The following is a 19,534-nucleotide window of genomic DNA, read 5'->3' on the forward strand; positions in this document are numbered from 1 at the left end:
TCAACCTGTTCGGCGGCAACTCTTTCTGATTCAAGACGCTCAGCTTCAATACGTGCCTCTTCGGCTGCTTTTTCAGCTGCGAGCTGTTCCTGCTCCTGCTGTTCTGCTGCTAATTTTGCCGCTTCAGCAGCTTCCGCTTCTTCTTTAGACTTGTCCTTGCGGAACCAGGAAAAAAAACCTTTCTTTGCCATGTGTTATACCGGTGCTCAAATAGCTGTACATAAATGCATTAGGGTGGAAGACGTTATATCAAAATTATGGTCAAATTTCGCTGACAAAAACAGCAAAAAAGCGATTCTAAAAGATTCCGCTTACTGCTTTTTACCTTTTAGCTATGCTTTGATATAAAATAACGGCCTTATTTCAGACGGCATAGTCTACCACTTTCTTTCATCAGGCAAAATCACGAGGATATCATGGTCAAAAAAAGACCTTCTAGCGGTCAAGTTAGGATAATTTCAGGCCAGTGGCGATCGCGAAAATTGCCGATCCATGATCTTGAGGGCTTACGCCCAACAACAGACCGTGTACGCGAAACCTTATTTAACTGGATTGCCAATGATGTACGTGGTTCTCGCGTTCTAGATTGCTTTGCAGGAAGTGGTGCATTAAGCCTAGAGTCACTATCTCGGTATGCGAGCTATGCCAAGATTTTCGAACTACAAACACAAGCGGCTAAACAACTCGTTGCTAACTTAGCCACCCTTAAGTGCGAAAATGCAGATGTGATAAAAGGCGATAGCCTTGCCTTACTGGCTAATACGCCAAACGAAGGTTTTGACATTGCTTTTATCGATCCACCGTTTAGAAAGTCACTCGCCGAGAAAAGTATCGCACTTATCGATAAACACCAATGGCTAAACGATGATGCGCTTATCTATGTAGAAACTGAAAGTGAAATAGCAGTGCTCAACGTACCCGCTAGCTGGGCATTAATAAAAGAGAAAAAAGCCGGCCAAGTGATCTATCGTTTATATCAATATACTGCTGAAGAAAGCTCCGAGGCAGAAACTAACAGTGATTCAGAGGAAATGAGTTAAATGAAAGCCATGCTAGTTTTAGGAAAAGTTGTCACTGGATTTGCTTGGTTAATGATGCTTTATAACTTAGTAGTGCCTTTTGATGGCAGCGTTGCAGTCGTACTGAATATCTTGTTTGCCATGACAATCTTTATGCATTGCTTTCAGACTTTTATTTTTCACAGCCTATTTAGCAAATTGCTCGAACTGAAGAAGAGCGATTATTTGCAGGTGTTCTTATTTGGTGTATTTAGCCTATTGCAGTATCGCAAACAGGTTATGGATAATCAGGCTCAAAACAGTTAATAGCCGGACAAGCCAAGACCAAAAAGGCAAAACAGTATCCGCTGTTTTGCCTTTTATTTTGTGCTTTTTTCAGAGTCTAGATCCTAGGACGCTGCGAGATCGGGCTACGCCCTACTAGGAAAATCAAAAGCCTTACGGGCTAAAGCCCGACCTACAACAGTAAGATTAAAGCCGCTTTTTTAGTCTTAGCCTGTGCCGTCTTTGCTTTTCCACCTTTGCCGTAAGCGTAGCGTTCCGTCAGTGACGCAGTCACGTTCCCTAGGCCGCAGGCCGTTCGTCTTAGCTCTAAAAGAAGGACCTAGATCCTAGGACGCTACGCTGCGAGGACGGGCTACGCCCTGCTAGGAACAGCAAAAGCCAAAAGCACCATCTTTTCTGTCTCTTAGCTTTTTCCGTAAGCGCAGCGTTCCGTCAGTGACGCAGTCACGTTCCCTAGGCCGCGGGCCGTTCTTCTTTGCTCTCCCGCCTTAGCTTTCCCTAGGACCTAGAACCTTTCTCAGCCTTTCCTAGGACCTTCTTTTACTTTCCGAAGCTAAAAAACAAAAAAGCCCCAATAAAGGGGCTTTTAGTATTTTGACTTGCAGACGTTAGGTCTGGGTCGCTACGACACTCTAGGCTTTAGCCTGAGACTTATCCTTTTGGATAAACGTGAGCAACGCCTTTGTGACAGTCTACACAAGTCTTACGCTTGTCTTCTTCTTTCTTGAAGTTGTTAGCGTGCATTCTTTTCGCCATCTTCTTCATAGTTTCAGGCTGATTCTCGTAGATGCGAGAGTGACAGTGCTGACAGTTAGCTGAGTCATTGCCTTTGAAGTACTTAAGCGCTAGATCAGCTTGCTCTTTGCGGTTCTCATCCAACCACTCTTGAGTATTAAAGCCGTCAATTGTTAGGTAACCGTATAGATCTTTAGATACGATGATCTTCTTAACTAGGTACTTAACAGGGTTGTGTGGAAGGTGACAATCTTGACATTGAACCACGATACCAGCGCTACCGCCGCCGTGAGCAGAAGCTAACACTTCATCTTTCAATGAGTGGTTGCTATGACAGCTCATACAGAACTCATCTGTACTTGTTGCATGTAAAGTTTGTTGTGTAGCAAAGTAGCCAACAACACCGACAACGATACCGACGACTAACAATGCCAGAATCGAATATTTTGCGCTGGGTTTAAATAGTGCTCGCCAGTTCATCACTCTTCTCCAAGTATTTAATTTTTTCTAACGATGAAATTAATCTTCACCTTTAATTTATGTGATCCATTATAAACTAGATTCTACTCATTGATCTGGAACTAAAAGTGCAAAATGAGACATGGCTCTAACTCTCTCATCCGAGTCTAATTCCGCTCACTTTATATGCACTTTCACTAAAGCTACTCTAAAGCCTTGATTATCGCAAGGTTAATAACCTAGAAGCTTGATATTAGAGTGTTTTAAAGCAAATCCTTTGAAATTCTTTTAGATGTAAAAGTGAGGTACAGCACACAGTTGAAATCAAAAAATTTCTGATTTTTGAAACTTTTCCAACAAAACATAGGTCTTTATATTTACATCGACTTGATTCAATAACTAAAAGGCCAAAGATGCGTAAGCAAATTGCATATTTAGCATTTTTCATCACTTTAGTAGCACAATTTGTGTTATCTCCAGCGATGGCTATGCCTAAATTTTTGCATGCAAGCTCACACGCACTGCATCAGCAAGCAATGGCTGTTAACTCAATGACAGGTGTAACTGCCGCGCCAAACCATCTATCTGCTACTACGCCTTTTAATGACAGTTCCTTAGCCGCAGAGCTTCAAGGTGATGATGCAATGAATTGCGCATCTAATACCGTCAACTTAACGTTGCCGAAAATTGACTGTGAAGCACTTTGCGATATTCTAGGCGCTGAAAATTGTGCATCCCATGGTGCCTCCGCACCAGGGATAATAGAGCAACATTTACTCGCATTTAACGAGCCTAGCTCTTTAGCTAGTATCCAAACCCGTTTTTGGTCTCTACAAACTGTCGAGCTAGCATCGACTAATCCCCCTCCAATCCCTCTGTAAGCTTTACATCATCAGCTGATTAAGATCTGTACTTAATCAACATGCTTTATAAAAAACAAAGTTGAGCCTTTGCTATTGAAACAAACAATAGCCGGCGCTAACGATACCGTGCGTTTTATTCATCAGTATCGTTGGTGATGATTTAACAAAAGTTTTGGAGTTTATTATGAAAAAGTTTATTAGCGTAATCGCATTATCACTTGCTAGCTTTATCTCTTCAGCGGCATCAGTGTCATTCCCAGAATCAATTGAAGTCTTAGCCGTTAACGGACTCAGCAAGGTTGATAGCCGCTATTTAGAACTAAACGACGGACAAAACCTTATCGAAGTGCAATATAGAGACTTATTTGAAAGCAACGCAGAAGATTCAAATTGGGTACGTTCAGAGCCACTCTATCTATATGTAGACTTTGATACTGCCGCCAATTACAAAGCAATTACACCAAGTATTCAGTCTGAAGAGGATGCCTATCAGTTTATCGATAACCCAATGATCAAACTCACAGATAATATGGGCGGAGAGCAACACGTTAGCCTTATGACCCATGGCCAATTGATGACCAAATTATTGTTATCAAAACAGTAAGATATTTATCTATTCTTAAATAGGAATGGCACATTGAGCCAACAAAATTGTGAAGTTAATCAATGTGCCGCTTAATTCCTATGGTAGACTTAGCACAGTTTATTATTTGGAAACATCATGCTTAGCATAATCCGTCGCCATACATTATTAGCCTTTACGCTACTCGCATTGTTGAGTCAGCTAGTGCTTTCTAATGGGTCGCTGATGGTACCCAATGCTATGGCTGATGATATGCCAATGATGAGCATGCAAGACGGAACAGATTGTCACCCTATGCAAATGGATGAAGACGCTCATTGCTGCGAAGTTGAAACGCAAACGCAAATGCTTCCCGGCAGCGACCAACCTTGCTGCAATGGCAATGGATCATGCCAGAGCGACTGCAGCCATTGCTTGGTAATTTCTGTAACAGGTAGTCTGTTAAGTGCATCACCTTGGCCTGGGTTTAGCACTTCCGAAATTGTAATGGCCACTCCAATGCCTCATTTCCACTCTATTTCATTGCCACAAGATTTAAGACCTCCAATCGCTTAACAGAGACTCTAAGTTTCTGGCGAATATCATTCGCACCTAAAAATCGATATTAATCTTAATCAGCAATTATTTATGCCGTTAATTGTTCTGTTGCTTATGTTAAGCGCAGTCATCCGGCCATCTCTTTGATGGAGTTGAGTTATGAAAACCCTTTTAAGTTTAGCCTTATCTGCCTTGTTAATTTTGTCTTGGGCACCAACAGCGTCAGCCAATGAACACCATCATGGTGCACATAAAGGCCAGCACGCTGCCCAACATCAAGACTACGCCTGTCCAATGCACCCTGAAGTGACAGGTAGCAAAAATGATTCTTGTCCTAAATGCGGTATGGATTTAGAAGCAACACAAACAGCTTCTCAAACTCATACAAACAACTGTGACTCTTGCCCAAATAAAGAGTCATGCCCTAATAAAGCTGGAAAGCACCACAAACATATGAACAAGCACACCCATGCTTGTCCTATGAACCCAGCTATTACAGGGCAAGCTGGCGACAGCTGCCCTAAATGTGGCATGGATTTAGAACCTATTGCTAAGGCTGACAACGCTAAAAACTGTGACTCTTGCCCAAACAAAGAGTCGTGCCCTAATAAAGCTAAAAAACACCACAAACATATGAGCAAGCATACCCATGCCTGCCCAATGAACCCAGCTATTACAGGTCAAGCAGGCGATAGCTGCCCTAAATGCGGAATGGACTTAGAGCCAATCGCAACCGGCGATACAGCGACTAAATCTGGTCATCAGCATCACTAATATTTAGGGTGGAGATAAGGCATTATGAGTTCACTAAAGTCAAACAAGGCGGCAATACCGCTGATCTGCGCCTTCAGTTTTATGCTTGTGGCTACGCCGCAACAGGCATTTAGCCAAGCGGCAGAAACAGCACATCAGCACGCTCAGGCCCACCAGCATGAGTCCAATAAAGATGGAGCTGAGTATTATTGCCCAATGCATCCAGAGGTCACCAGCCACGAGCCGGGTCGCTGCCCTGAGTGCAAAATGTTCCTCGTTAAAGATGAAGTCACCGATGAACAAACTGAAAAAACATCTACAATCGCGACAGTAGAAAACTATTACTGCCCGATGCACCCAGAAGTCACCAGCCACGAGCCGGGTCGCTGCCCTGAGTGCAAAATGTTCCTCGTTAAAGATGAAGTCACCGATGAACAAACTGAAAAAACATCTACAATCGCGAAAGTAGAAAACTATTACTGCCCGATGCATCCAGAGGTCACCAGCCACGAGCCTGGACGTTGCCCTGAGTGCAAAATGTTCCTCGTTAAAGAAGAGGAAGAAGAGAGTCAAGTCGACGAGCAGAACGTTCATCAACATGCCTCTGAACAATCTCAAGCGGACAAGCTATTAAGTCAGCCTAAACCAACGCTTGTTCCCGCTACGCAGAGTAACAACGACGGCAATATAAAATACGTATGTCCGATGCATCCCCATGTGGTGTCAGATGTACCAGGCTCATGCCCAATCTGTGGCATGGATTTGGAAAAAGTCACTGTCGGCGGAATTGGTGAAGAAGTGGTAGTCGGCGTATCAGGCGGTATGCAACAAGCACTCGGCATGCGCAGTGAGCAAGTCACTGAAGGTACGCTATGGAAGTTGGTGAAAACCATCGGCACCGTGGAGTATAACGAAAACGCCATCGGTCACAGCCATACTCGAGTCAACGGCTGGATTGAAACCTTAATGGTGCATAACGTTGGACAGCGGGTTAAAAAAGGCCAGCTGCTCTACGAGCTTTATTCTCCAGAACTTATCAATGCCCAAGATGACTATATGCAAGCGGTTGACTACCTCAAGCAAGACAAGAGCCGTGGCCAAGGTTTATTGCGTAAGGCACGTCTACGTCTTGAGCTATTAGGGGTCAGCTCCGCAAGCATTAAACAGCTAGAGCGTACAGGTAATACCATCTATCGCGTGCCGTTTTATGCCGAGCAAGATGGCTTTATCAGTAAGCTTACAGTCCGTCACGGCATGTATGTTCAGCCTGGCGATACACTATTTGAAATCGTTGATCTAAGTAGTGTGTGGATCATTGCTGATGTGTTTGAAAATGAGCAGAGCTGGCTTGAACAAGGGCGCCCTGTAGAGGTTACCTCTGCCGCGCAAGGCTTGTTTGACCTTGAATCGACGATTGATTATATCTACCCAGAACTTGACCCCGTCTCGCGCGCGATGCGTGTACGCATCAAACTCGACAACCCGAAAAAGCTCCTGAAACCCGGCACCTTAGTTGATGTAAAACTGTTTGGTGGTCCTAAGCGCGAAGTGCTGTCTGTTCCTACCGAAGCACTGATCCTTACCGGACGGGAAAATCGCGTGGTCGTGCAGCGCAATGATAACCGTTTTGCCTCTGTACCAGTAAAAGTCGGCATGATTGCCCAAGGCAAAGCTGAAATTATTGAAGGCTTACAAGCAGGCGACAAAGTCATTGTATCAGGGCAGTTCCTGCTTGATTCAGAAGCCAGTATTCAAGGCAGCTTACAACGCTTAAGTGGCAGCAATAGCACTGACGATAATAGTGGCGACGCCGCTAGTGATCCGCACGCACATCATTAATCGGGAGGCTGATTATGTTAGAAAGAATTATTAGCGCCTCGATTAAACAGCGGGCGATGGTGTTAGTGCTGACTGCAGTGATAGCCTTAATTGGCTATCAAGCGATGCGCATGACACCACTTGATGCACTGCCAGACTTATCTGACGTGCAAGTAATTGTAAAAACCTCCTACCCAGGACAAGCGCCGCAGTTAGTGGAAGATCAGATAACCTACCCGTTATCGACTGCTATGCTCGCGGTACCGGGTGCTAAAACCGTACGTGGTTTTTCAATGTTTGGTGACTCATACGTCTACATCATTTTTGAAGACGGCACTGACATCTATTGGGCTCGCTCGCGGGTACTTGAGTATTTGTCGCAAACTCAAGGCCAGCTACCAGATAACGTCACCCCCACTCTTGGGCCTGACGCCTCCGGTGTCGGCTGGGTGTTCCAATATGCTTTGGTCGACCGCAAAGGCCAACATGACCTAGCCCAATTGCGCTCATTACAAGATTGGTTCCTCAAGCTTGAGCTACAAAGCGTATCGGGCGTATCGGAAGTAGCTACCATTGGCGGCATGGAGCAGTCGTATCAAATCATCGTCGACCCACATAAGTTGGCTTTGTATCAAATTGATTTGATGACGGTAAAAAATGCCCTAGATAATTCAAATAGCTCAACCGGTGGCTCTGTAATTGAGATGGCAGAAGCAGAGTATATGATAACCTCCAGTGGTTATCGTCAAACCTTGGCTGACTTTGAAGAGATCCCACTGGGTATTGTGTCTGAATCTGGCACGCCAGTATTAATGAAAGATGTGGCGCAGCTGCGCACAGGTCCAGCGGCACGCCGCGGCATTGCCGAGTTAAATGGTGAAGGCGAAGTGGTTGGAGGCATTGTAGTAATGCGTTACGGTGAAAACGCCCTTGCGACCATTAACAATGTCAAAGACAAACTCAAAGAGGTAGAAAACGGTCTGCCCGATGGCGTAGAGCTAGTGATCACTTACGATCGCTCTGAGCTTATTCTTAACTCGGTCGATAACCTTACCCACAAGGTGCTCGAAGAGATGCTAGTGGTTGGTGTGATCTGTTTGATCTTCTTACTGCATGCACGCTCAACCATGGTGGCAATTATCTCGCTGCCAATCTCGATATTAATCAGCTTTATCGTAATGAACCTTATTGGCGTCAACGCAAATATTATGAGTCTAGGGGGGATTGCAATTGCGATCGGCGCAGTGGTAGACGCCGCTATTGTGATGGTAGAAAACACCCATAAACATCTAGAGCATTATCGTGAGCAGCACAATGGCGAAACACCTACAGGAGAAGCGCATTGGGAGCTAGTACGCAAAGCCTCGGTTGAGGTAGGGCCAGCACTGTTTTTCAGTCTGCTGATCATTACCTTAAGCTTTGTGCCTGTATTTGCTTTAGAAGCGCAAGAAGGCCGCTTATTCCATCCTTTGGCGTACACCAAGACCTTTGCTATGGCAGCCAGTGCGATTCTCGCTATCACATTAATTCCGGTACTACTGGGTTACTTTGTTCGCGGTAAAATTCCCGATGAGCGTAAAAACCCAATTAGCCGTTTTTTAATTGCGATTTATGAGCCGACGTTGCGCTTAGTACTGCGCTTTCCGAAAGTCACCATCTTGTTAGCCATTGTGACCTTGGCAAGTGCGGTGTACCCAATGACCAAGATGGGTAGCGAGTTTATGCCTGAGCTTGAAGAAGGCGACTTGCTCTATATGCCAACGACTTTACCTAGCGTCAGTGCAGGTAAAGCCGCTGAGATCTTGCAGCAAACCGATAGGCTGATCAAAACGGTACCGGAAGTAAAACAGGTATTCGGTAAAGTTGGCCGCGCAATGACTGCAACCGATCCAGCGCCGCTAACCATGCTGGAAACCACGATTATGCTCAACCCAAGAGAAACTTGGCGTGAAGGTATGACCTTGGAAGGCATTATTGCAGAGCTACAGAAAACCGTAAAAGTACCGGGCATGACCAATGCTTGGGTGCAACCAATCAAAACCCGTATCGATATGCTTTCTACTGGCGTGAGAACTCCGGTTGGCATCAAAATATCCGGTGCTGATATTGCAGAGTTACAACGGATCGGCACCGAAATCGAAGCTGTGGTCAGTAAGATCCCCGGCACCGAATCGGCCTTTGCCCAGCGCACCAGTGGTGGCCGCTATATTGATATTGAGCCTAACCTTAAAAATGCCGCCCGTTACGGTATGACCTTAAAGGACATTCAAGATGTGGTGCAAATGGCCATTGGCGGTATGCAAGTAGGACAATCGATTCAGGGGCAAGAACGCTACCCGATTAATATTCGTTATCCGCGAGAGTTACGTGACAGTATTGAAAAGCTGGAAGATTTACCAGTACTGACTAAAACCGGCAAATACCTACCGTTAGGCAACTTAGCTAGCATCACCATTAGTGATGGGGCGCCAATGCTTGCCAGTGAAAACGGCCGCTTAATCAGTTGGGTATTTGTCGATTTAAAAAATATCTCAATTGGTGAATACATAGAAACTGCAAGAGCGGCACTGGACGAGCAAATAACCTTGCCTGCCCGCTACAGCTATACCTTTGCAGGGCAATATGAGTATATGCAGCGGGTTGAAGCCAAAATGAAGTTAGTCGTGCCATTGATGTTGGCGGTGATTTTTATGCTACTCATGATGACCTTTAGCTCATTTATTCAGGCGTCAGTGATCATGTTAAGTCTACCGTTTTCGCTCGTAGGTAGTGCTTGGCTGTTGTACTTGTTAGATTTCAACTTTTCAGTCGCCGTTTCAGTCGGCATGATTGCGCTAGCTGGAGTCGCGGCAGAGTTTGGTGTGGTGATGCAGGTATACCTCAATAACAGCATTAAAGATCGCCAAGCCGCCGGTCAGTACAATGAACGCAACGATTTAAGTGAAGCACTTATTCACGGCGCGGTTATGCGTATTCGCCCTAAAGCGATGACAGTGGCGACCATCTTCTTTGGTCTACTGCCGATTATGTGGGGTAGCGGTACCGGTAATGAAGTGATGCAAAAGATTGCCGCACCTATGGTCGGCGGTATGGTCACTGCACCGCTGCTGTCGCTATTTGTAATTCCAGCAATTTACTTACTAATTTATGGTCGCGGCTTTAATAAAAAGTAATTTTGCTAGAGCAATAAACTCATGACCATCAATAAAAAGGGTAGCAAGCTTGCTACCCTTTTCTTTAGCTCTATCTTTACGTCATTCGGCTTGAATTAGTTTGCCAAAAACGCTCTGAGCAGATCAATTTCCTATACTGATTGCTATTAAACGCCCATGCGTAACTCAATTATAGAAAAGAAGCCACCATCAGGATCGTTAATCACCGCGAAGCGACCCACATTGGCTATATCCGTTGGCAGCACACACACTTTACCGCCTAGTTGCTCAACCTGCGCAGCCTTGTCATCACAACTTTCAACGGTGAAATACAACATCCAGTGAGCAGGCATATCGCCCCACTCCTCAGTCATCGCCATCATGCCACCCACATCCTGAGCACCGACTTGCCACTCAGTATATTCCATCCCTTCCATATTACTGACTCTTGTGCCCCACCCCAGCACATGGGGGTAAAACTGTTTCGCTTGTTCAGTATCACGGCAAGCTAACTCAACCCAGCATAAAGTATGATTTTCGCCTGCCCGTTTAGCGCCAATATGATTCTTGGCCTGCCATAGTGCAAACCTTGCGCCTTCTGAATCTTTTATCACCGCCATACGCCCAGCCTCACCGACATCATGAGGGCCGACAATCACAGTGCCACCAGAACCAGTGACATCAACTAAAGACGAATCTAAATTCTCCACCGCAAAGTAAATGGTCCATTGAGTCGTTTCACCATTTTCAACCATCTCATCAGGAAGTTGATACATGGCACCTATATCATCATCCTCGATGGTCAACATGCTATAGCTCCCTTCAGGGATCGGCAGATCGACAATGTCCCAGCCAAATAACTTACTATAAAAATGCTTACTACTATCGATCTTTAGCGAAGCAAGCTCCGCCCAACAGGGCTGACCTTGAAAATATTGGTCCACTTTCATTACGTTTATCCTTAATCAGACAATCCTTTGAGTTAAGACCCTGATTGCTGGCCTGTCCAATATCCTACGCCAGTCGCCGTTAAAACACGCATCTGAGAATGAACTATAATCTAGTACCAGCCGTCATCATGGACGATTCAGAGTGCCAGTATTAACACGCAGCCTGCACTACCTCTTTGCGCCAATTATTATTGTTTTTCTTTGTATTGTTGCCATACAACAACTCGCACTCACTTGCCAAAATTGGTTACCTAAAATAGAACAACTCCCCTATTACTTATTTGGTGTTTCCGCCTTACTTGCGCTGCAATTTAACAGTGCCCGCATTACCTATCTCTCGCTATTTCTGCTGATTTTTTACAGTTTAAAGCAGGGTGCTTTTATAGCTGACGATTTAGTTATATTTAGCGACGAGCAAGCTTTTCTTATTGGCACTTTTATCATTGCGTTTTTAGCGATAAGTAAAGATCGTTCCTTGTTTTCAATGCACTTTTTCAAAATGATAATTGGCATGATTTTATGCGCCCTACTGGCTTGGGGCTGGCATGTAGCGATTAACCTACTAGCGAGTTTGCCTCCGAAAAAGATATCCGACTCACTTAGCTTGCTGCTTTCTTTATATGTACCGATTGGAGTCGCTTGTATTGTGGTGTGTATCTTCTCGGTATGGCGATCCACAGGCACAGACTCAACAATTGCCATAACCCTATTTGTTTGGTTATTTGGTTACTACATGCCTGATCAACTGCCAATCTCAGTGTTATTCACCCTAATAGGTATAGCGTATATCTATTCTATTTTAGCCAAGTCCTATCACTTAGCTTATCGGGATGAATTAACCGGTTTATCTTCACGGCGAGCGCTTAATACTGTAGCACTGTCGCTTAACAAACATTACAGCCTGGCGATGGTAGATATCGACCACTTTAAGCATTTCAATGACACCTATGGCCACGATGTGGGAGACCAAGTATTACGTCTGGTCGCTGCAAAATTAGTAAAAGTCCAAGGTGGCGGCAAAGTGTATCGCTATGGTGGTGAGGAATTTGCAATAGTATTTGAAAACAAAGATATTGAAGTTGTTTTGCCTCACCTTGAAAAACTAAGAAAAAAGATCAGCCAATACGATATTGTGCTGCGTAATGAAAAAAGAAAACTAACCAGCAAAGCTGATAGAGACGTTGTTGATAGTCAAAATCCGACGGTAAATATTACGATCTCAATAGGTGTAGCGGAGCAACACGGTGAAAACTCATTTGATAACACCTTAAAACGGGCAGACAAGGCCTTATACAAAGCAAAAGATAATGGCAGGAATTGTGTGTTTGCCTGATAACTTACGTTGGCAAACCAAACCCAAGCCTACAAAGGAATTGGCTTGGGTCGACAATTTAGATTGAGTAAAAGTAGTAGATTTGCGATTTCATGCGAATGACGATTCCTCGGATAACATCTAAGAAAGCTAAAAATTCAATTGGCTTAGTGCCCGAGATCCACGCTAATCCAACTGAGCCAACCGGAATATCGTAATCGGCAGATTCATTGAGCTTTAGCCTAACAAAGTGATGTTTGTTATTGAGATTTTGCCCCGTCGTCTGCCTAACATTATCGTCCAATGCTAATAAGCGTCCTTGAGACTCACCTGTGGCTTCAACAATACCTTCAACCTCAGCGCTAAATACTTTGCCAGGATAGACCGCAGAGGCAAACTCAGCCTGCTGCCCGACTTTTACATTACGTATCGCCTGATGGTTTACTCGCATCAAGACGTACTTTTCATTGGTGTACATCTGCATTCTCGGTGCAACACCAACGTACTGACCTTCACGCATAATAAAGTTAGTCACATAGCCATCGGTAGGCGCATAAATCTTGGTGTTATCTATGTTCCATTGAGCCTGTGCTACATTCTCATGCTCACTATTCAAATCCGATTGGCGGCTTTCTACAGCTAGACGAGACTTTTCAATATTAAGCAAAGCCGTATGTTCTGCCATTTGCGCCTTTTCAATCTGCGTCGAATAAGTATTGACTTGAGCCTGAGCGAGATCGACAGCAGTTTGCTGTTCATCTAACTGACTCTTAGTAATTGTGTCAGGGACCACTCTATTTTGTTCAATGTAGCGAGCGAGGGTTTTCTGCTTCCAGGCTAAATCTTTGCTAGCAGCATTGAGTTGGTTGTTAGTAATACTGACATCAGCTATAGACACTTCGTGCTGCTTCAATGCAAGCTTTACATCTTCATTGGCCAGTGACAATCCAACTTTTGCCGTCTCTTGCGCAACTAAGGCTTTGTTTAACGCTATCTGATACGGTTCAGCATCAAGATCATAGATTAACTGTCCCGCCTCAACCTTTTGGTTAGGTTGAACATAGATATTTTCAACTTTTCCGCGGATCTGAGAGTTAGCCGGTCGCAGTTGAATATGCGGTGATTGCACCAAAGACCCCCCAGAAAGATCCATTGGGGTGAAATTAAGTAAACCCACCCAAACAAACATTAACCATCCTGTTCCTCCTAAGTAAGCAAAGCCCTTACTGTATAGATTCCAAGGCATACCGACTAAACGTAATAGGTAGATAAATAACGCCCAAACTGCTAAACCCTCAAGCATTATTCTGCTCCTCTTGCGTTATTGACGACTCTATTTCAGGCTCTTTTTCTCGCCACACGTCTCGGATCCTGCGTAGCGCTTTATCGCCATCAACGAAAGCTACCATTACCGCTATCACCCACACCCAATGCCAGACAAAACCTATCCAAGTGAGCGCTGTGATTAAGCCTATTTGTTGATGCTGCTTTTTATGAGCTTTATTAATAGGCATTTCATGGATTTTCCAAAAACCAAAAGCGGCAGCAGCAACTGTAACCACCATCACAACGGCAGCAACACCATGCAGGGCAGTATCTACACCCGAATCGACAAATGGCATGCTAATTAGACTCATAACGACAACCTTAAAACAATGTTTGGATAGCTAGTTTGCCTTACTTAGGGTTAACAACAAGATTGAATACACTTATGTATCAAATAGCATCAACTTATGATTCAATGAGGTATGAGATTTTAGAAGGATAAACTTATGTTACTCAATACAGCCTTTATCCGCTGCTGCTATATATTGCCTGTGCTGAAAGGAGTCGAAGCGCATTATGGCATTAAAGCTCAAGCGTTCGGCGTGCCTGATTTATTGCTGCAAGAAGCAATGACATTAATCCCTTATACTGAAGTATCAACCTGGTTTGAACAGATTGAAGTATTAACTGGGGATGCCGACTTTATGCTAAAGATCCGTCCTCATCTCAGCTTAAGTCATCTTGAGGTTCCCGGAAATTGGTTTTTAAGCGCCCCTGATCTAGCCATTTCTTTTAGGCGAATTAATCATGGTATTTGCTGCTTTCAATCCGGTGCCAGTTACTATGCGCAGCAATCTGGAAAACTATTGAAGTGGTGCTATAACAATCCTTTTGTAAAAGATAAAGCTCGTGCCCATGACTCTTTGCGAGTCGCACTAACTCTATTTAACGCCATCAGGCACTATGTAGGCGACCATTACCAACCTAAAAAAGTAAGACTTAGTGGCCCACCGATTAACCAACAAGCACTTGAAACATTATTTGGCTGCCCTGTGACATGGAATGCACCGCAAACCGAGATTTGGTTAGATATTGATGACTTACTGATGTCGACAGATGATTATATTTATACCCCTGAACCTCTTACAGCTGCCATCCCACTTTCTCAACTAGAAAAATATTTGAATATGCCACAACCAACTGACACCCCTAAGGTGTTATACGAAATGGTTAATTATTCACGTTATTACGGCTTACCAAGTGTTGATACTGTGGCAGCTCTTTTTGATATTTCACGTCAACAGCTGCAAAGGCGACTGCAAAAACTCGGGTTCACTTTCACCTATCTATCAGGCTATATTCTGTGTAATCAAGCAATAAAGTATATGTTGGAAGGCCGAGAGCTTGCGGAAATATCTAAATTACTCGGTTATAGCAACAGTCACAGCTTCAGTCGCTCTTTTACCCGTTTTCGTAGGCAAACACCGACTCAATACCTCGCTAGACTTAATCTAAAAAACAAAAAGCCTCTTTAAAAGAGGCTTTGGATTAATGCTTAATGTTGGCTAAAGGCTTAGCCATAAACAGGAAGTAAACCGGCCATTGCTAATAGGTGACAAGCACCTGTAACCAAGCCAAAAATAATCACCAATACAATTAAAGGTGTGCCGCCTGGCACTCTGAAACTGTCATTATCGGCAAACATCTTACGTGACTTATAGGCCATCATTGCGGGGACAATTGCCGCCCAAATCGTTGCCGCTAGCGCCGCAAAACCAATAGCAATTAAGAAGCCATTTGGGAATAACAAACCCAGAATAGTTGGCGGAATAAAAGTCACCGCTGCAGTTTTTAAACGACCTGCACGCGACTCATCAAATCCAAATAGATCTGCTAAATAATCAAATAGGCCTAAGGTCACCCCTAAGAAAGATGACGCTACAGCTAGGTTAGCAAACAAGGTCAACATAGTATTTAACCAGCTACTTGCCATTACCTCAGACAAGGCACCAACTAACACCCCCATATTACCGCCTTGCGCGATAATATCGATAAATTGGCTACGAGGAATGTTCCCCATGGTCGCCATCAACCAACAACTATAAATGACTAGCGCAATGAAAGTACCAATGAATAGCGCTTTGATAATCGTCTTAGGCTCTTTACCGTAATACTTTACTAAGCTAGGTACGTTGCCGTGGTAACCGAAACTTGCTAAACCGAAAGGTAAAGCAGCAAGCAAATATGGCGCAAAACTTTGTTCACCATCAGGCATAAATAGCTTAGAGGTATCGATATCAATCAGCAGATTACCAACCGCTAAGAAGAAAGTGATTATCATACCACCGAGCATTACAGTAGTAATTCTATCAACCGCTTTAGTACTAATGACGACTATTGCTGCCAACACTCCAGCAAACACTAAACCTGCAATACTTTGAGGCAAATTAATACCTAAGCCTGCAAGACTGTGATTTACAATCGACCCACCGCCACTGATGTAAGCATACGTTAAGATATACAGTACAAATGCGATAGATAGACCATTTACAATACGCCAAAACTGCCCAAGTGTGGTTTTAGTTAACGTATCGAAACTAGCACCTGGCTCAAAATGCAAATTGGTTTCTAGTAGCATCAAACCCGACACCAACATACAAAACCAAATACCCAATAGCATTGCCATTGAATAACCAAACCACATGCCAGCACCTACAACAGGTAGCGAGAACATACCCGCTCCTACCGTTGTACCAGCAATGATCATTGCTCCACCTAATAGCGATTTACCAGCAACCTTATTTTTGGCTGCATTCATATGATTTGCCATTAAGCTTTTTGCTCCGCATGTACACTATCGACAATAGTTTGTCTTACGGATGAGCGTAACAATAAGTTCGCTCTCTCTTTTATACGTTTGATATCCGCGCACCCTTCGTTGTCTGCTAGATAGCCTAGCTCTTTCAATTTGACACTCAGCGTAGCGTATAGCTTCTTGTCATAAAACTCTGGCGCAGTAATACCGTGAAGCGCGCCTAATCTTTGTGCTAGACGATGACTGTCTTTTTCAAGCTCAGAGCGTTCCATATTAGGTTTAACTTCAAGTAAGTTAAACAAAATCGCATAACGCTGCATGGTTTCACTAATCGTACCCGATAACAGCAGTAGCTGATTAATGTTGCTATCAACCACTTCAAAGTGCTCAGCTTCAACAACTAGTCCTTGAGCGACGAAAATATCTAAGATTTGGTTCGCATATAGACTTGGTTCTTCTATCCCCATGAATAGCTCAGCTTCAAGCAGTGGATAGAAGTCGTTAACGATACTCACTACATCATTACGACTGCAGTTTTCTTTCCGTAATAAACAAGCAGCAATTAACGATGGCAGTACCATTAAATGAATAATGTTATTGCGATAGTAAGTCATTGTGATCGCGATGCTTTGATCGATAGAAATAATATCGCCAAGCGGATCGCTTTCAATTTGCAGCTTCTTAAGCTCTAAGCCTTGAGAAACCAAATCATGTCCAGTGCCTTCAGGTACAGAGGTATATTCCGTATAAGGCTGCTCTTTCAGAATAGTTAGATACAAGTCCAACTGCTTCTCTAGCTGCGAGCGCTCTAGGGCATTTTGCTCAGACGCCAATAGAACCATACTGGTTAAGGTGACAGAGCTTACCGCAGCCGCACCGTTGATATTGGTCATGACTCGATTAGCAAGCGTGTTAACCACTGGGGTTAACCAAGATGGTTTCTGCTCTGGATCTTGAGCAAGATCTTCACGCCAAGTTGGAGCTTGTTCATTTAGGAAATTGTGTAGGGTAATTGGTTTACCAAAGTTCACATAGCCCTGACCGAAGTTACCTAGTTTGCGAATAGCACCAAATACCTGCCACACAGATTCTTTCTTTTTCTTCTTACCACTTAGCTCTTTGTGGTAAGTCGCGACTTCCATTACATGGTCATAGCCCAAATACACTGGCACCAAAGTCACAGGGCGCTCAACACCACGCAGCACGCTGTTCAAGGTCATAGCCAACATACCGGTTTTTGGCGCTAATAAACGACCTGTACGCGAACGCCCGCCTTCGGTGAAATACTCAACCGAATAGCCTTTGGTAAATAGCTGATCTAAATACTCACGGAATACTGCGGTATATAGCTTGTTGCCACCAAAACTACGGCGAATAAAGAAAGCACCGCCACGGCGGAACGCTGGGCCTGCAGGCCAGAAGTTAAGGTTAATACCCGCAGCGATATGCGGCGGTACCATGCCTTGATAATAAAGAATATAAGACAGTAACAAGTAATCCATATGGCTACGGTGACAAGGCACATAAACGATTTCATGGCCGTCATGGTGTAACTGTCTTACTTGCTCGGCACCTTTAATGTTGATGCCTTTATATAATTTGTTCCATAACCAAGTTAAGAATCGCTCGGCAATACGAACTAGGCTGTCGGAGTAATCTGCAGCGACTTCGTCCAAGTATTCCATGGCTTTAGCGCGCGCTTCTGCCTCGGAAATCTTTTTGCTCGCAGCTTCTTCTTTAATCGCTTTAGTAATAGATTCTGACTTTAGCAGTGAGTGAAATAGTGCCTGACGCTTTGGCAACTGTGGACCCGTCATCACTTTACGTTGACGTTGGAAATGCACTCGCGCAACACGAGCTAACTTCTGCGCGATACGCTTATCAGTACCATGTTCATCAGCCATGTAACGCAGTGAAACCGCATTGGAAAACTGCACAAAGTTATGACGGCCTAAGAACAAAATCATCAAGCACTTACGTAACCACGTTGGATTTTGGCGCTCAAGCACTGCCGCGCGCATGGTGTCATCTTCTTTACCAGGAGTACGCCCCCAATAAAGGCTTACCGGCACCAACTGAATATCTAACTCACGATTTTGTTTATGCACGCTGAGTAGGCGTTTGAAGCAATCAATATATTGCTCTCCACCTTCTCGTTGGCCAAAAAGTGGCTTACTGCCCTCTAAACAAACAACTCTAGGCGCTTTAACACCATTAACCTCCAAGTCCTCATAAGGGCTTGGTAATCCGAGTTTGGCAGTCATTTCACTCAAAGCCGCAATATCACTAACGGACTCCGTTTTCATGACATAGGCGAGTGGCTTACTCGGATCAAGATTGAGATCGTCAAATGGATCGTGAGGCACAACAACAGTGTGCACCAATTTGCGCTGCAACCAGCGTAAAGATTTAAACCAAAGAGAGTCTTGTTTGGACATGTTTATATGCAATGTTAGTCGCTTCTAATAAGGCGCTAGAATACCAGATATTGAAACGCTTTGCGCGATTGTATTGTTTATACACATAATCCGACTTGTATATTTATAGAACAAAGACTTACAAACAAAAAATGTAAAAACTGCTGATAACACCCAATTAAATTACGTTCATGCTTATTTCATCTTGTTGACCGTCCACTGTGCCATTAATGTCATAGAATCCTTTTGTGGGATCCAGTTGGAAATGAAACTACCTCTAATGTTAAATCAATAGTTTAACGACTAAAATCCGCATAACTACATTGTTTCTTACCGAGATAACATGAAATTATCCGCAGCAATCCGGAGACAATGAAACTGATCTATTCAACCAATTAAGGACGCTAACCAGCATCAAACGGCTGTTAAGCCAATTACCGAGTACCTCTCTAGTGGATATCGGATGAGATAGAAGTTATCAATTTCATATCGCTGGATTTATTTCATTTGAAACTGGATCCCACACCTAGAAAAAAGTTATATCTGGTTATTACTTGCACTCATAAAATT

The 19,534-nt window shown here is 43.9% G+C and carries 16 protein-coding genes and 1 pseudogene; 10 read left to right on the plus strand and 7 right to left on the minus strand.

Features of this window, described 5'->3' with window-relative positions; translation table 11 throughout:
• Nucleotides 1-191: pseudogene (locus AB4298_RS06705) on the minus strand (signal recognition particle-docking protein FtsY); the annotation flags it as partial.
• Nucleotides 192-416: 225 nt separating this feature from the next.
• Between AB4298_RS06705 and rsmD the strand changes: the two are divergent.
• The gene (rsmD, locus tag AB4298_RS06710) at nt 417-1,040 is read left to right on the plus strand and encodes a 16S rRNA (guanine(966)-N(2))-methyltransferase RsmD (protein WP_248999772.1); all 624 of its coding nucleotides are present in this window, start codon (nt 417-419) and stop codon (nt 1,038-1,040) included.
• Complete coding sequence (locus AB4298_RS06715) at nt 1,041-1,325, plus strand: DUF1145 domain-containing protein (protein ID WP_248999773.1); 285 nt, start codon at nt 1,041-1,043, stop codon at nt 1,323-1,325.
• 630 nt (nt 1,326-1,955) lie between these two features.
• Here the strand turns inward: AB4298_RS06715 and AB4298_RS06720 are convergent.
• Entirely contained in the window at nt 1,956-2,519 is a 564-nt protein-coding gene (locus tag AB4298_RS06720; protein ID WP_248472219.1) for a NapC/NirT family cytochrome c, read from the minus strand.
• A 392-nt stretch (nt 2,520-2,911) separates the two neighbouring features.
• Here AB4298_RS06720 and AB4298_RS06725 point away from each other — a divergent pair, with 392 nt between their 5' ends.
• From AB4298_RS06725 to AB4298_RS06750, 6 genes are all read left to right on the plus strand, one after another.
• Nucleotides 2,912-3,379, plus strand: a complete 468-nt coding sequence (locus AB4298_RS06725; RefSeq protein WP_248999774.1) for a hypothetical protein — start codon at nt 2,912-2,914, stop codon at nt 3,377-3,379.
• A gap of 166 nt (nt 3,380-3,545) precedes the next feature.
• Nucleotides 3,546-3,965 (plus strand): DUF2057 family protein, encoded by a 420-nt coding sequence (locus AB4298_RS06730; protein ID WP_371986137.1) that lies wholly within the window; start codon nt 3,546-3,548, stop codon nt 3,963-3,965.
• A gap of 117 nt (nt 3,966-4,082) precedes the next feature.
• Nucleotides 4,083-4,499 (plus strand): hypothetical protein, encoded by a 417-nt coding sequence (locus AB4298_RS06735; protein ID WP_248999776.1) that lies wholly within the window; start codon nt 4,083-4,085, stop codon nt 4,497-4,499.
• Nucleotides 4,500-4,640: 141 nt separating this feature from the next.
• Complete coding sequence (locus AB4298_RS06740; RefSeq protein WP_371986138.1) at nt 4,641-5,255, plus strand: heavy metal-binding domain-containing protein; 615 nt, start codon at nt 4,641-4,643, stop codon at nt 5,253-5,255.
• A gap of 24 nt (nt 5,256-5,279) precedes the next feature.
• On the plus strand, nt 5,280-7,073 hold the full coding sequence (locus tag AB4298_RS06745; RefSeq protein WP_371986139.1) for an efflux RND transporter periplasmic adaptor subunit: 1,794 nt from the start codon (nt 5,280-5,282) through the stop codon (nt 7,071-7,073).
• Between the two features lie 14 nt (nt 7,074-7,087).
• Nucleotides 7,088-10,225, plus strand: a complete 3,138-nt coding sequence (locus AB4298_RS06750) for an efflux RND transporter permease subunit (protein ID WP_248999779.1) — start codon at nt 7,088-7,090, stop codon at nt 10,223-10,225.
• A 146-nt stretch (nt 10,226-10,371) separates the two neighbouring features.
• Here the strand turns inward: AB4298_RS06750 and AB4298_RS06755 are convergent, their stop codons facing one another.
• Nucleotides 10,372-11,154, minus strand: a complete 783-nt coding sequence (locus AB4298_RS06755) for a VOC family protein (protein WP_371986140.1) — start codon at nt 11,152-11,154, stop codon at nt 10,372-10,374.
• Nucleotides 11,155-11,296: 142 nt separating this feature from the next.
• Between AB4298_RS06755 and AB4298_RS06760 the strand changes: the two genes are divergently transcribed.
• The gene (locus AB4298_RS06760; RefSeq protein WP_371986141.1) at nt 11,297-12,487 is read left to right on the plus strand and encodes a GGDEF domain-containing protein; all 1,191 of its coding nucleotides are present in this window, start codon (nt 11,297-11,299) and stop codon (nt 12,485-12,487) included.
• A gap of 58 nt (nt 12,488-12,545) precedes the next feature.
• On the opposite strand, the gene AB4298_RS06765 is transcribed toward AB4298_RS06760, so the two are convergent.
• On the minus strand, nt 12,546-13,769 hold the full coding sequence (locus AB4298_RS06765) for an HlyD family secretion protein (protein WP_371986142.1): 1,224 nt from the start codon (nt 13,767-13,769) through the stop codon (nt 12,546-12,548).
• On the minus strand, nt 13,762-14,103 hold the full coding sequence (locus AB4298_RS06770; protein WP_248999783.1) for an MFS transporter: 342 nt from the start codon (nt 14,101-14,103) through the stop codon (nt 13,762-13,764). Before AB4298_RS06770 ends, AB4298_RS06765 begins: the two co-directional genes overlap by 8 nt.
• A 135-nt stretch (nt 14,104-14,238) precedes the next feature.
• Here AB4298_RS06770 and AB4298_RS06775 point away from each other — a divergent pair, with 135 nt between their 5' ends.
• The gene (locus tag AB4298_RS06775; RefSeq protein WP_248999784.1) at nt 14,239-15,267 is read left to right on the plus strand and encodes an AraC family transcriptional regulator; all 1,029 of its coding nucleotides are present in this window, start codon (nt 14,239-14,241) and stop codon (nt 15,265-15,267) included.
• Nucleotides 15,268-15,305: 38 nt separating this feature from the next.
• On the opposite strand, the gene mtr is transcribed toward AB4298_RS06775, so the two are convergent.
• Together mtr and plsB are read right to left on the minus strand one after the other, a co-directional pair.
• Nucleotides 15,306-16,562, minus strand: a complete 1,257-nt coding sequence (mtr, locus tag AB4298_RS06780) for a tryptophan permease (protein ID WP_371986143.1) — start codon at nt 16,560-16,562, stop codon at nt 15,306-15,308.
• Nucleotides 16,562-18,985: a glycerol-3-phosphate 1-O-acyltransferase PlsB gene (plsB, locus tag AB4298_RS06785; RefSeq protein ID WP_371986145.1), complete on the minus strand. Its 2,424-nt coding sequence runs from the start codon at nt 18,983-18,985 to the stop codon at nt 16,562-16,564. The genes mtr and plsB overlap by 1 nt, the downstream gene beginning before the upstream one ends.
• Between the last annotated feature and the right edge of the window lie 549 nt (nt 18,986-19,534).

It is taken from the genome of Shewanella sp. 10N.261.52.F9, from assembly GCF_041471165.1.
Classification (GTDB): domain Bacteria; phylum Pseudomonadota; class Gammaproteobacteria; order Enterobacterales; family Shewanellaceae; genus Shewanella; species Shewanella marinintestina.

Excerpts from the sequence above, each read along its gene's own strand:
- rsmD (WP_248999772.1), top strand. The coding sequence starts at position 417 with ATGGTCAAAAAAAGACCTTCTAGCGGTCAAGTTAGGATAATTTCAGGC.
- AB4298_RS06715 (WP_248999773.1), top strand. The coding sequence starts at position 1,041 with ATGAAAGCCATGCTAGTTTTAGGAAAAGTTGTCACTGGATTTGCTTGG.
- AB4298_RS06720 (WP_248472219.1), bottom strand. The coding sequence starts at position 2,519 with ATGAACTGGCGAGCACTATTTAAACCCAGCGCAAAATATTCGATTCTG.
- AB4298_RS06725 (WP_248999774.1), top strand. The coding sequence starts at position 2,912 with ATGCGTAAGCAAATTGCATATTTAGCATTTTTCATCACTTTAGTAGCA.
- AB4298_RS06730 (WP_371986137.1), top strand. The coding sequence starts at position 3,546 with ATGAAAAAGTTTATTAGCGTAATCGCATTATCACTTGCTAGCTTTATC.
- AB4298_RS06735 (WP_248999776.1), top strand. The coding sequence starts at position 4,083 with ATGCTTAGCATAATCCGTCGCCATACATTATTAGCCTTTACGCTACTC.
- AB4298_RS06740 (WP_371986138.1), top strand. The coding sequence starts at position 4,641 with ATGAAAACCCTTTTAAGTTTAGCCTTATCTGCCTTGTTAATTTTGTCT.
- AB4298_RS06745 (WP_371986139.1), top strand. The coding sequence starts at position 5,280 with ATGAGTTCACTAAAGTCAAACAAGGCGGCAATACCGCTGATCTGCGCC.
- AB4298_RS06750 (WP_248999779.1), top strand. The coding sequence starts at position 7,088 with ATGTTAGAAAGAATTATTAGCGCCTCGATTAAACAGCGGGCGATGGTG.
- AB4298_RS06755 (WP_371986140.1), bottom strand. The coding sequence starts at position 11,154 with ATGAAAGTGGACCAATATTTTCAAGGTCAGCCCTGTTGGGCGGAGCTT.
- AB4298_RS06765 (WP_371986142.1), bottom strand. The coding sequence starts at position 13,769 with ATGCTTGAGGGTTTAGCAGTTTGGGCGTTATTTATCTACCTATTACGT.
- AB4298_RS06770 (WP_248999783.1), bottom strand. The coding sequence starts at position 14,103 with ATGAGTCTAATTAGCATGCCATTTGTCGATTCGGGTGTAGATACTGCC.
- AB4298_RS06775 (WP_248999784.1), top strand. The coding sequence starts at position 14,239 with ATGTTACTCAATACAGCCTTTATCCGCTGCTGCTATATATTGCCTGTG.
- mtr (WP_371986143.1), bottom strand. The coding sequence starts at position 16,562 with ATGGCAAATCATATGAATGCAGCCAAAAATAAGGTTGCTGGTAAATCG.
- plsB (WP_371986145.1), bottom strand. The coding sequence starts at position 18,985 with ATGTCCAAACAAGACTCTCTTTGGTTTAAATCTTTACGCTGGTTGCAG.